At 67.5% G+C, this 12179-nt stretch carries 13 protein-coding genes; 9 read left to right on the top strand and 4 right to left on the bottom strand.

Going from position 1 to position 12179, the window contains the following annotated elements:
- From infB to truB, 8 genes are all read left to right on the top strand, one after another.
- Positions 1-2189 (top strand): translation initiation factor IF-2 (infB, locus tag B0T44_RS05530; protein ID WP_081511648.1); only part of this gene is annotated, 2189 nt, incomplete at its 5' end.
- Positions 2190-2327: 138 nt separating this feature from the next.
- Positions 2328-2618, top strand: coding sequence for a DUF503 domain-containing protein (locus B0T44_RS05525; RefSeq protein ID WP_077118071.1), 291 nt, complete (start codon positions 2328-2330; stop codon positions 2616-2618).
- Between the two features lie 68 nt (positions 2619-2686).
- Positions 2687-3124: a 30S ribosome-binding factor RbfA gene (rbfA, locus tag B0T44_RS05520; protein WP_077118069.1), complete on the top strand. Its 438-nt coding sequence runs from the start codon at positions 2687-2689 to the stop codon at positions 3122-3124.
- A gap of 13 nt (positions 3125-3137) precedes the next feature.
- Positions 3138-4172 (top strand): DHH family phosphoesterase, encoded by a 1035-nt coding sequence (locus B0T44_RS05515; RefSeq protein ID WP_077118066.1) that lies wholly within the window; start codon positions 3138-3140, stop codon positions 4170-4172.
- Between the two features lie 361 nt (positions 4173-4533).
- Positions 4534-5850, top strand: a complete 1317-nt coding sequence (locus B0T44_RS05510) for an MATE family efflux transporter (RefSeq protein ID WP_077118064.1) — start codon at positions 4534-4536, stop codon at positions 5848-5850.
- Positions 5851-5902: 52 nt separating this feature from the next.
- Entirely contained in the window at positions 5903-6859 is a 957-nt protein-coding gene (locus B0T44_RS05505; RefSeq protein ID WP_139347879.1) for a metallophosphoesterase family protein, read from the top strand.
- A 53-nt stretch (positions 6860-6912) separates the two neighbouring features.
- Positions 6913-7581, top strand: coding sequence for a 4'-phosphopantetheinyl transferase Npt (gene npt / locus B0T44_RS05500; protein WP_077118062.1), 669 nt, complete (start codon positions 6913-6915; stop codon positions 7579-7581).
- Positions 7578-8492, top strand: a complete 915-nt coding sequence (gene truB, locus B0T44_RS05495) for a tRNA pseudouridine(55) synthase TruB (RefSeq protein WP_077118060.1) — start codon at positions 7578-7580, stop codon at positions 8490-8492. The genes npt and truB overlap by 4 nt, the downstream gene beginning before the upstream one ends.
- Here truB and B0T44_RS05490 read toward each other — a convergent pair.
- Positions 8458-9096 (bottom strand): TetR/AcrR family transcriptional regulator, encoded by a 639-nt coding sequence (locus B0T44_RS05490; RefSeq protein ID WP_077118058.1) that lies wholly within the window; start codon positions 9094-9096, stop codon positions 8458-8460. The genes truB and B0T44_RS05490 overlap by 35 nt on opposite strands.
- A gap of 124 nt (positions 9097-9220) precedes the next feature.
- On the opposite strand from B0T44_RS05490, the gene B0T44_RS05485 reads away from it, so the two are divergent.
- Complete coding sequence (locus tag B0T44_RS05485) at positions 9221-9634, top strand: DUF4345 domain-containing protein (RefSeq protein ID WP_077118056.1); 414 nt, start codon at positions 9221-9223, stop codon at positions 9632-9634.
- A 320-nt stretch (positions 9635-9954) separates the two neighbouring features.
- On the opposite strand, the gene B0T44_RS05480 is transcribed toward B0T44_RS05485, so the two are convergent.
- Genes B0T44_RS05480 through B0T44_RS05470 form a run of 3 tightly spaced genes read right to left on the bottom strand, consistent with a single transcriptional unit; the run spans position 9955 to position 12098 of the window.
- Positions 9955-10608, bottom strand: a complete 654-nt coding sequence (locus B0T44_RS05480; protein ID WP_077118053.1) for a GntR family transcriptional regulator — start codon at positions 10606-10608, stop codon at positions 9955-9957.
- Positions 10595-11326 carry a maleate cis-trans isomerase family protein gene (locus tag B0T44_RS05475; protein WP_077118051.1) on the bottom strand — a complete coding sequence of 244 codons (732 nt, stop codon included), beginning with the start codon at positions 11324-11326 and terminating at the stop codon, positions 10595-10597. Before B0T44_RS05475 ends, B0T44_RS05480 begins: the two co-directional genes overlap by 14 nt.
- Before the next feature lie 31 nt (positions 11327-11357).
- Positions 11358-12098, bottom strand: coding sequence for a maleate cis-trans isomerase family protein (locus B0T44_RS05470; protein ID WP_077118049.1), 741 nt, complete (start codon positions 12096-12098; stop codon positions 11358-11360).
- Positions 12099-12179 lie beyond the last annotated feature (81 nt).

Raw genomic sequence — 12179 nt, 5'->3', positions numbered from 1 at the left:
GTCCGCGGCCCGGTCCGCGGCCGAGCCCGAACTCGATGCCGCCGCGGCCAACGCCCGGCGCCATGCCCGCGCGTTCGTCGCGTCCCGGTCCCGCGTCCGGTCGTCCCGGTCGTCCCGGCGGTCCAGGAGGCCGTCCCGGTGGGGGCGGCGGCGGTTTCCGCAGTGGCGGTGGCGGCGGTGCGCCCGCAGGTACCGGTGGTGCCCCCGCGGGTGGTTTCCGCGGTCGCCCCGGTGGCGGCGGCCGTCCGGGTGGTCCCGGTGGTCGTGGCGGCGCGGCAGGCGCGTTCGGCCGTCCCGGCGGCGCGCCCCGGCGTGGTCGCAAATCGAAGCGGCAGAAGCGTCAGGAATACGATTCGATGCAGGCGCCCAGCGTCGGCGGCGTCCGGTTGCCACGCGGCAACGGCGAGACCATCCGGCTCGCCCGCGGCGCTTCGCTGTCGGATTTCGCGGAAAAGATCGACGCCAACCCCGCTTCGCTGGTGCAGGCGCTGTTCAACCTCGGTGAGATGGTCACCGCGACCCAATCGGTCAACGACGAAACCCTCGAGCTGCTCGGCAGCGAGATGAACTACGTCGTGCAGGTGGTCAGCCCCGAGGACGAGGACCGCGAGCTGCTGCAGTCGTTCGACCTGACCTACGGCGAGGACGAAGGCGACGAGGAAGACCTCGAACAGCGGCCGCCGGTGGTGACCGTCATGGGCCACGTCGACCACGGTAAGACCCGACTGCTGGACACCATCCGCAAGACCAACGTCCGCGAGGCCGAGGCAGGCGGTATCACCCAGCACATCGGTGCCTACCAGGTGATGACCCATCTCGGCGACGACGACCGGCTGATCACCTTCATCGACACCCCGGGTCACGAGGCGTTCACCGCCATGCGTGCGCGCGGTGCGAAGGCCACCGACATCGCCATCCTGGTGGTCGCGGCCGACGACGGTGTCATGCCGCAGACGGTGGAGGCGATCAACCACGCGCAGGCGGCCGATGTGCCGATCGTGGTGGCGGTCAACAAGATCGATAAAGAGGGTGCGAACCCGCAGAAGATCCGCCAGCAGCTCACCGAATACGGGCTGGTGTCGGAGGAGTACGGCGGCGAAACCATGTTCGTCGACATCTCCGCGCGGCAGAACATCAATATCGATGCGCTACTGGAGGCGGTGCTGCTCACCGCGGACGCCGCCCTCGATCTGCGCGCCAACCCGGAACAGGACGCCCAGGGCGTGGCCATCGAGGCCCACCTCGACCGCGGCCGCGGTCCGGTCGCCACGGTGCTGATCCAGCGTGGCACCCTGCGCGTCGGCGATTCGATCGTGGCGGGTGACGCCTACGGTCGCGTGCGCCGCATGGTGGACGAGTACGGCGAGGACGTCGAGGCGGCGCTGCCGTCGCGGCCCGTCCAGGTCATCGGGTTCACCTCGGTGCCAGGCGCCGGTGACAACCTGCTCGTTGTCGACGAAGACCGTATCGCCCGCCAGATCGCCGACCGGCGCAACGCGCGCAAACGCAACGCGCTGGCCGCGCGCAGCCGCAAACGGATCAGCCTGGAAGATCTGGATGCCGCGCTGAAGGAGACCAGCGAGCTGAACCTGATCCTCAAGGGCGACAACTCTGGCACCGTGGAGGCGCTGGAGGAGGCCCTGCTGGGGATCGAGATCGACGACGAGGTTCGGCTGCGGGTCATCGACCGCGGTGTCGGTGGCGTCACCGAAACCAACGTCAACCTGGCGTCGGCGTCGAACGCGATCATCATCGGGTTCAACGTCCGCGCGGAGGGTAAGGCGACCGAGCTGGCCAACCGCGAGGGCGTCGACATCCGGTACTACTCGGTGATCTACCAGGCTATCGACGAGATCGAGAAGGCCCTCAAGGGCATGCTCAAGCCGATCTACGAAGAGGTCGAGCTGGGGCGCGCCGAGATCAGGGCCATCTTCCGCTCGTCGAAGATCGGCAATATCGCCGGCTGCATGGTCACCCAGGGCTCGGTCAAGCGCAACGCCAAGGCGCGTCTGCTCCGCGACAATGTGGTGATTGCCGAGACGACCTCGATCAGCTCGCTGCGCCGGGAGAAGGACGACGTCATGGAAGTTCGCGAGGGCTTCGAATGTGGTATGACGCTGACCTACTCCGATATCAAGGAAGGCGACATCATCGAGGCCTATGAGTTGCGCGAGAAGCCGCGCGACTAAAAGACCGCGGTGACCGGGCCGGGCGGCGGACAACGCTGCCCGGCCCGTCGCGCCGCACACACCATCGTTGCTCGGTGGGAACGGTTCCGGCCGCAAGCGCTGCGAACGGGTCTCATCGTCGCCTGATCTGGAGGTTGCGTGTACCTCGGTGCACTCGAGTTCGACATCCTGCTCGGTGATGTGCACTCGCTGAAGGAGAAACGTTCGGTGATCCGGCCGGTGCTGGCCGAACTGCAGCGTTTCGGGGTGAGCACTGCCGAAGCCGGGGACCACGACCGCTACCGCCGCACCCTGCTCGCGGTGGCGATGGTCAGTGCAGGCATGGACCATCTGACCGCCGTGCTGGACAAGTGCGAGCGTCACGTCGCGGCCCGTCCGGAGTTACAGTTGCTGGCGGTACGCCGCCGCGTCTTCGGACCCGAAGATTGACCGGCGGCGGGAGCGACGGTTGTGTTACCGGCTCCCGCCGTCATCGACACAGTGAGGAAGGAGCGGCCATGGTGGATCAAGCCAGGGCACGCCGACTTGCCAAGCGGATTTCCGCGATTGTGGCCACCGCGATCGAGCATGAGGTGAAGGATCCGCGGCTGCGGTTCGTCACCATCACCGACGCGAGGGTGACCGGTGATCTGCGCGACGCGACCGTGTATTACACGGTGATGGGCGAAACCGTCGACACCGAACCCGACTACGGTGCCGCGGCTGCCGGGCTGGCCAAGGCCAGGGGTGTGCTGCGGTCGAAGGTGGGTGCGGGCACCGGTGTGAAGTTCACCCCGACGCTGAACTTCGTGCTCGACACCGTGCCCGACGCTGCGCGGCAGATGGAGGATCTGCTGGCCAGGGCTCGCGCCGCCGATGACGCGGTCGCCCAGGTGGCCGCGAACGCGAGGCATGCAGGCGAGGCCGATCCGTACAAAACCGACCGCGACGAGTGAGCCGCGGTCGCAGATGACGACAAGTGAAACGGTCGAGTTCGATTCGGCCGTGTCGGCGCTGAGCCGCGCCCGTTCGGTCACCATCCTGTGCCATGTGCAGCCCGATGCCGACACCATCGGCAGTGGGCTCGCACTGGCGCTGGTGTTGCACCGGCGGGGAACCACGGTATGTGTTTCGTTCGCCGAGCCCGCGGAACTGCCCGCGTCCCTGCGGTCGCTGCCCGGGGTGGAGCATCTGGTCGCGCCCGCCGAGGTGCCGCGGGAAACCGATCTGCTGGTCGTGGTCGACTGCGGCAGCGTGACCAGATTGGGTGCGCTGGCCGACCGGATGGAAGGCGCGGCGACCTCCCTGGTCCTCGACCACCATCGCTCCAATACCCGTTTCGGGACGATCAACCTGGTGGACCCGGATGCGGTCTCCACCACCAGCGTCGTCGCCGCCCTGCTGGACGCTTGGCAGGTCCCGATCGACGCCGAGATCGCGCACTGCCTGTACGCGGGCCTGGTCACCGATTCCGGTTCGTTCCGCTGGGTGCGGGCAGGCACGCACGCCTTGGCCGAACAGCTGCTTGCCACCGGTATCGATGGCGCGGAGATCACCCGCACCCTGCTCGACACCCACCCGTTCGGCTGGTTGCGCATGCTGTCGCAGGTCCTGGCCTCCGCCCGCATCGAACCGGAAGCCCACGGCGGGGTCGGGCTGGTGTACGCCTACGTGCTGCGCGAAGACATCGACGGACTGCGTGCCGAGGATGCCGAAAGTGTTGTCGACATAGTTCGCACCGCCGATGCGGCCGGGATCGCGGCTGTCTTCAAGGAAGGCCGAGTCGCCGCCGACGCGAACGCGGCAGCGCCCGACTCCCCACCCCAGCGACGCTGGACAGTATCGCTGCGGTCCAGGGACAGCGGCCCCGGCGCCGAAGACGGCGTCGACGTCTCACTCGTGGCGACTGCGCTGGGCGGCGGCGGGCACCGGTACGCGGCGGGCTACACCACTTACGGCGAACCCGAGGAGTTGATCGCACAGCTGCGGGCGGCGCTCGGATGACGACGGCATTACCCGGCCTGTCCGGCCTGAGTCGCGTCACCGCCCGGAACGAGGTCCGTTCGCCGCATGGGGACGACTGCGGGGCCGACGGAATTCGGGGTGCGGGCATCGGGTCCTCGCCATACGCTTCGCGGTACCGGCGAGCGGCAGACATACAGGTCCATACGGCGAGATATCGCAGCCGACTGCGCAGATCGAGGCGAGGACCGAAGGTTCGATGAGTATCCCCGAATCTGTTGGAGGGCCGTCGGCTCACGACATCGGAGCCCTGGAGTTGCCGGGAGAGCCTGGCCCTGTGCGGGACAGTGGGCCTGGCAGCGCAGGTCGACAGAGCGGCTCAGGCGAGGAACCGGCAGAGTCGGTGCCTGCGGCCGGGCCGCGGCGCATCCTGGGATTGGCGCTGCCGACCTTGGGTGTGCTGGTGGCCGAACCGATCTATCTGCTGTTCGACCTGGCGGTTGTCGGCAGGCTCGGTGCGCTCGCGCTGGCAGGGCTCGCTGTCGGCGGGCTGATTCTGGCACAGGTGAGCTCGCAGTTGACGTTCCTGTCCTACGGCACCACGGCGCGGTCGGCGCGCAGGCACGGATCGGGCGACGATCGGGGTGCGGTGGCCGAAGGGGTGCAGGCGAGCTGGCTCGCGGTGGGGATCGGGGTGGCGATCCTTCTCGTCGTTCAGATGTTCGCGGCGTCGGTGACCGGCGCGATCGCCGGTGACAGCGATATCGCGGGGGAGGCGCTGGACTGGGTGCGGATCGCGCTGTTCGGGGTCCCACTGATCCTGCTGGCGATGGCGGGGAACGGGTGGATGCGCGGAGTGCAGCAGACCCGCAGGCCATTGCTGTACGTTGTTGCCGGGCTGGCGCTGTCGGCGGTGTTGTGTCCGCTGCTGGTGCATGGGCTCGCCGGTGCGCCGCGGCTGGGACTGCCGGGGTCGGCGGTGGCCAATGTCGTAGGTCAGACGGTGACGGCGGCTCTGTTCGTGAGTGCGCTGCTGCGGGCGCGGGTTCCGTTGGCGCCGCAGCCGTCGGTGATGCGGGCGCAACTGGTGCTCGGTCGTGATCTGATCGCACGTAGCCTCGCCTTCCAGGCCTGTTTCGTCTCGGCGGCCGCGGTCGCGTCCCGGTTCGGCGCGGCTTCGGTCGCGGCCTATCAGTTGGTGCTGCAGCTGTGGAACTTCCTTGCGTTGACCCTCGATTCGCTGGCCATCGCCGCGCAGACGCTGGTCGGCGCGGCGCTCGGCGCGGGCGACAGGGCGGGAGCGCGGGGCCTGGCCCGCCGGATCACCGGCTGGTCGGAGGTTTTCGCGCTGGTGCTGGCTGCGGTGTTCGCGGCCGGGGCCGCGGTGATCCCGCATCTGTTCACCGACGACCCGGCGGTGCTCGACCGTGCCGGCGTGGTGTGGTGGTTTTTCGTCGTCATGATCCCGGTAGCCGGCATTGTGTTCGCCCTCGACGGGGTATTGCTCGGTGCCGGTGACGCCGCCTATCTGCGGACCACGACGCTGGGCGCGGCGCTGGCCGGGTTTCTGCCCGCCATCTGGCTGTCGCTGGCGTTCGAGTGGGGTATCGGCGGGATCTGGTGCGGGCTGATCGCGTTCATGCTGTTGCGGTTGGCTGCGGTGAGCGCGCGGGTGCTGTCCGGCCGGTGGGCGCAGGTCGGCGCGGAAATTCCTCGATGAACACGGCTGGTCGACGGGCGGGCGCCCAGGCGCTTATGCCAAGGTGGGTGTGGTGATACCCAAGTTGATGGCGGTGAGCGACATTCATGTCGGGCACCAGGGGAACAAGCCGGTGGTCGAGCAGATCAAGGCCGATTCTCCTGAGGACTGGCTGATCGTGGCCGGGGACGTGGGAGAGCGCAGCGACGATATCCGGTGGGCGTTGGAACTGCTGCGCAGCCGCTTCGCCACGGTGATCTGGGTTCCCGGTAACCACGAGCTGTGGACCACGGCCAAGGACCCGGTGCAGATGCACGGCGTTGCCCGATACGACTACCTCGTCTCGATCTGCCGTGACCTCGATGTGCTCACCCCGGAAGACCCGTTCCCGATATGGCGGGGCGCGGGGTCGGAGCGTTACGGCGGCGCGGTGACGCTGGCGCCGATGTTCCTGCTCTACGACTATTCCTTCCTGCCCGAGGGCGCGAAAACCAAGGCAGAGGGTTTGGCCATCGCCCGGGAACGCAATGTGGTCGCCACCGACGAATTTCTGCTGTCCCCGGACCCGTACCTCACCCGCGACGCCTGGTGCGACGCCCGGCTACAGGTCACCCAGCGCAAACTGGACGCGTTGGAGCCGGGGACGCCGCTGGTGTTGATCAATCATTTCCCGCTGGTCCGCCAACCCACCGACGTGCTGTGGTACCCGGAGTTCGCGCTGTGGTGTGGTACCGAACGGACCGCGGACTGGCATACCCGCTACAACGTCGTCTGCTCGGTGTACGGGCATCTGCACATTCCGCGTACCTCCTACTACGACGGCGTCCGCTTCGAAGAGGTGTCGCTGGGGTATCCGCGCGAATGGCAGCGCCGTGGTCTGCCGGACCGGCTGTTGCGCCAGATCCTGCCCGACCCCGAATATCCGCCGGGTGCGTTGAACGAATGGGGTGGGCATTTCACGATCACTCCGGAGATGGCGGAGGCGGCCGCACAGATGCGGGAGAAAGCACAGCGCAGGCGCGGGGTCTGAGGTCCGGTGCCCGCAGCTACGACCGTGATCGGCGCTGGATTACCCTCGAGGCGATGATCGAGACAATTCTGCCCGCCGGTGTCGCCTCCGCCGAGCTGTTCACCTATCCGGAGGATCTGCAACCGCATCCCGCGGAGGAGCATCTGATCGCCAATTCGGTGGAAAAGCGGCGGCGCGACTTCATCGGCGCCCGGTATTGCGCGCGGCAGGCGCTGGCGCAGCTCGGGGAACCGCCGGTGGCGATAGGGAAAGGCGACCGAGGCGCACCGATATGGCCGCGCGGCGTGGTCGGCAGCCTCACCCATTGCGACGGCTACCGGGCTGCGGCGCTGGCGCACCGGCTGCGCTTCCGCTCGGTCGGTATCGACGCCGAACCGCACGACACTCTGCCCGCCGGGGTGCTGGATTCGGTGAGCCTGCCCGCCGAACGCGAGTGGCTCCGCTCCACCGATTCCGGGCTGCACCTGGACCGGCTGCTGTTCTGCGCGAAGGAAGCGACCTATAAGGCGTGGTTCCCGCTGACGGGGCGTTGGCTCGGCTTCGAGGACGCGCACATCACCTTCACCATCGACGAGGCAGGCGCCGACACCGGACGCGGCACCTTCCGTTCCGATCTGCTGGTGTCCGGCCAGACCGCCGACGGCGGCTTCCCGCTGACCTCGTTCGACGGCCGCTGGCAGATCGGCGACGGCCTCATCCTCACCGCGATAGTGCACCGATGACGGGCTCTCTCGGACCGGACGGCCTCGGCGGTCTGCTCATCGTGGACAAGGATGGCGGCTGGACCAGCCATGATGTCGTCGCCAAGGCGCGCAAACTCTTGCACACCAAGAAGGTCGGTCACGCGGGCACCCTCGACCCGATGGCGACCGGTGTCCTGGTGCTCGGCGTCGAACGCGCCACCAAACTGCTCGGCCTGCTGACTCTGACCACCAAGGCCTACACCGCCACCGTCCGCCTCGGCCAGGTCACCACCACCGACGACGCGGAGGGCGAACTCGTCTCCAGTGCGCCCGCCACCGCGGTGACCGACGCCGACATCGCCGCCGCTGTGGCCGCGTTGACCGGCGATATCGAGCAGGTGCCTGCCACTGTCAGCGCCATCAAGGTCAACGGTGCACGCGCCTATGCCCGGCACCGGGCCGGTGAGGATGTGCAGTTGGCCGCGCGGCCGGTGACGGTATCGCGTTTCGACGTCCTCGCCCGCCGCGATATCGCCGACGGTGATCTGGTGGACCTGGACGTCGTGGTCGAATGCTCATCCGGCACCTATGTGCGCGCGCTGGCCCGTGACCTCGGCGCCGCGCTCGGCGTCGGCGGCCACTTGACCGCGCTGCGCCGCACCCGTGTCGGCCCGTTCACCTTGGCGCACGCCCGCACCTTCGACCAGCTGGCCGGGGATCCGGGGTTGAGCCTGGGTATCGATGAGGCGGTCGGCATCGCGTTCCCTCATCGCGAGGTCGACGCGGCCGCCGCGGAGTCCCTGCGCGACGGCCGCTGGCTCGACCCCATCGGTATCGAGGGCGTGCATGTGGCGCGGACCGCTGACGGAAAAGCCATCGCGCTACTCGAGGAGAAGGGCAAACGGTCCGCTCCCGTCATGGTGGTGCGTCCCCGGGGCTTGGTCGACTGACGTCTGGGTGGCTGACCCGGTCGGCGTTCTCCAGAATGGGTTCCAGTGCGCCGAGCAAGGCGCGCACGCAGATGTCACGCAGCTGATCGCGCGGACAGCTGCGGTTGTCCAGCCAGTCGACGCTGACCACCCGGACGAAGGTGAGCCAGCCCATCAGGACCGAGGAGCCCAGCTCACGCTCCTTGCCCTGCATACCGAGCCGGTCGAGTATTCGATAGCGCAGTTCGCCCAATTCGCCCCAGATGATCGCCTGAACGATCGGGTCGCCCGCGAGCTGGCGGTTCGCCGCCACGACGGAATGGGCGTTGGCCTCGAAATAGTCGAAATGGGTGTCGAGGCCGGCGGCGAGTTGCTCGATGAAGGGCGTTTCGCTGTCCAAGGGCGTATCGACCAGCAATTGCTGTGCCGCGCGCTCGTACACGGCGGCGAACAGATCGCGTTTGCTCGGGAAATGCCGGTACAGCAGTGCTCGCGACACTTCTGCTGCTGCTGCCACATCTTCCATGAGGACGTCGTCGTAGGCGCGTTCGGCGAAGAGACGTTCGCCTGCGTCGATCAGTAGGCGGCGGCGTTCCTCCGGGGACAACCGGCGTCGGGTACTCATCCTGACGATGCTAGTTGACGTGTGTCTACCAACGGTTCTACGCTTATTCGTAGACAAACGTCTACTAACTGGGTCGGGTGGGAACTCCGGTCCCACAGGTGTTTTCGAGCAAGGGAGCGTTCGGATGACCAGAGCATTGACAGTGCTGGCCTGGACGATGGGCGTGGCCTGCGCGTTGATCGGGGTGGCGCACATGGCCGTCGGCCCCGAGATCACACCGGGCACCGCCCCGATCATCGCCACCGACGACAGCCAGAACCGCTTCTTCGGCGCGATCTTCGCAGGCTACGGCCTCGCCTGGATCTGGGCCATCCGCCGGACCCCGGTCGCCACCGACGCGATTCGCTGGCTCGCCGGGATCTTCTTCCTCGGCGGCCTGGCCCGCCTGATCTCGCTCGCCGTCTACGGCTGGCCGCACTGGTTCATCGTCGCCCTCGGCGTCATCGAACTGGTCCTCCCCCCGGTGTTCTTCTGGCTGACGAAATCCGCCGACACCACCCGACACCCCGCCCACCCGACGGCAACAGTGCCGACGTAACCCTCCCCGGCCCGTCCAGACCCAACCGCCCCTTTCTGCAGGCCCTCTAGAGGCCCCCTAGCCCCGTCCGGTTTGCTGGCCGGCGCGCATTTCAGCCCCGCAGCACACGGAAGCCCCCGACCCCCTCCAGCTGCACCACTCCTTCCCACACCCCACCCAGCCCCGTCCGGTTTGCGGCCCGGCTCGCGTTTCAGCCCTCGCAGCGCACGCGCCGAAGGCGCAAGTCGCGAGGGCTGAAACGCGAGCCCAAGGGGGCCGCGAACCCGCGCGCGCCAGCGCGCCAAAGACACAGCAAACCCGCCGCGCCGGAGGCGCGGCCATCAAACACAGAGGCGGTGCACGGCATCGTGCATGTGTTCGGCCAGCAGGCTGTGCGCTCGTTCTTCCGGTCCCGAGCCGATCGCTTCTCGTAGCTCGACGTGCTCGCGGGCCTGTTCGCGCAGATCCGGGTACGTGGTCTGCAGCGCTCCCAGGCACATGCGGGTTTCGATCAGTAGAGTGCGGGCGGCGCGGACCAGGCGGGGGCTGCCTGCGCTGGCGACGAGGGCTTCGTGGAAGGCTTGGTCGGCGTCGGAGACTCCGACGGCGTCGCCGGCGGCGGCGCGGGCGTTCATGTGTGTGACGCTGGGTTCGAGGGCCTGGTAGGCGATGTGTCTTCGGCCGTCGAGGATCAGGGTGAGTGCGCCGCTTTCGATAGCGGTCCTGGCCCGGTAGATATCGGCCACATCGTCGTGGGTCAGGTCGATGACGAAGATGCCACGGTGCCGGATGCTGCGCAGTAGGCCTTCCGACACCAGCCGTTGCATCGCCTCGCGCACCGGGCCGCGCGAGACACCGAACTGTGCGGCGAGGTCGGCTTCTCCGAGTTGCGCGCCCGGTTCGAGGCCGCCGCGCATGATCGCTTCGCGCAGCCGATCGGCGATCATCTCGGCGGTGGATTGCTGATTGACCGGTTCGAAATCAACGACCGACATAGGCATACCTTTCCGAGAACAAGGTACCGAAATCTGTTGCGGTGCGGTCGATGCCGGCAAGCCGCAATCCTTCCCAGACGGTGACCTGGTTGGCGGTCAGCACCGGTTTACCCAGTGCGGCTTCCAGTTGCGGCAAGACACCGAGGGTGCGCATGGCGGTGTCGGGGATGAGTAGCGCTTGCGCGTCGGGGTGGTCGTTGCTGGTCGCCAGTTCCAGTACTTGTTCGGGGCTAAGGGTGCCGACCTCGGCAGCGGTGTCGATATCGGCGCTCGCCATCGAGGTGATGTCGATTCCGGCGTCGGCGAGGAAGTCGACGAACAATCGTGCCACCTCGTCGGGGTAGCTGGCGGCGACTGCCACGCGGGTCAGTCCGAGCGCGCGGGCGGCGGCGACGAAGGCGAGGCTGGTGCTGGATGCGGGGGCTCCGGCCGCGTCGCTCAGCTTCTGCACCTGTTCTCGTGCGCCCTCGGGGCCGTAGACGAAGCTGCCCGATGTGCATGCCCATACCACTGCTGCGGGCTGGTGCGGCGCGAGGAGTTCGGCGCCGTGGCGCAGTTTGCCCGGGCTGCCCAGGTCCAGCAGTTCGGGCACGGCATGCAGGTCGGTTCCGTAGATGTGGGCCACCTGTAGCGGTGTGTTCAGGGTGGCGGCGGCCAGCGGGTAGTCGTCCTCGGCGGCGTGGTCGGGGTAGATGAATCCGATGGTCGGTACCTGCATGCGCTATGACTTCCTGTGGTGAGCGGGGTGATCAGAAAACGTTGAGTAGCCATTTGCCCGGGCCCATCATCGGCAGTTTCATCCGTCCGAGGCAGGCCCACATGGTGAGCTGGTTGGCGGTGAGCACCGGTTTGCCGAGGGCCTGTTCCAGTGGCTCGATGATGTCGTAGGTGGGCAGGTTGGTGCAGCTGACGAAAATTGCTTCGGCGGCCGGATCGTCGGCTCCGACAATACGTTCGGCGATGGTGCGGTAGTTGACCTTCCAGATGCCGCCGCCGAGGCCGAGGTGGTCGGAGCGCACCACCGTACATCCGGCTTCACCGAGGAATTCGATCAGCTTGCCGGTGAGGACCTCGTCGTATGGGGTGATCACCGACAAGCTGGTTATGCCGAGGTGACGGATTGCTTCGACCAGGGCCCCGGAGGTGGTGACCGCGTCTTGTGCGCCCGCGCGGCAGATGGTGGCCCGCAACGATTTTTCGTAATCGAGTCCTTTGATGAAACTCCCTGAGGTGCACAGGTAGGCGACGACTTCGGGTTCCACATGCAGGACATCGCGGGTGGCGGTGGTCAGATGTATGGGGTTGGATACCAATTCGGCCATGACCAGTGAGACCGGCACCGGTTCGTACGGTGTCCTGGCCAGATGCAGGCTCACCTCCAGTGGCGCCCAGCGCCAGAGCTCACGCTCCAACGCCAGGTCGAAGGGGGCGATGACCCCGATACCCCGTTGTGCGACGGGGCCCTCGATGTCGGGAAAACTGAAGTCCACTGCGGCCCCTCTCGCGCTCAGCCGGAAGACCTCCGAACACGATCGGATTGTTGACAATCATACGATGTGATCTTACTGTGT

The sequence above is a fragment of the Nocardia donostiensis genome, from assembly GCF_002081715.1.
GTDB lineage: Bacteria > Actinomycetota > Actinomycetes > Mycobacteriales > Mycobacteriaceae > Nocardia > Nocardia donostiensis.
Note: the sequence above shows the minus strand (reverse complement) of the source record. Positions and strands in the feature narration are given on the sequence as shown.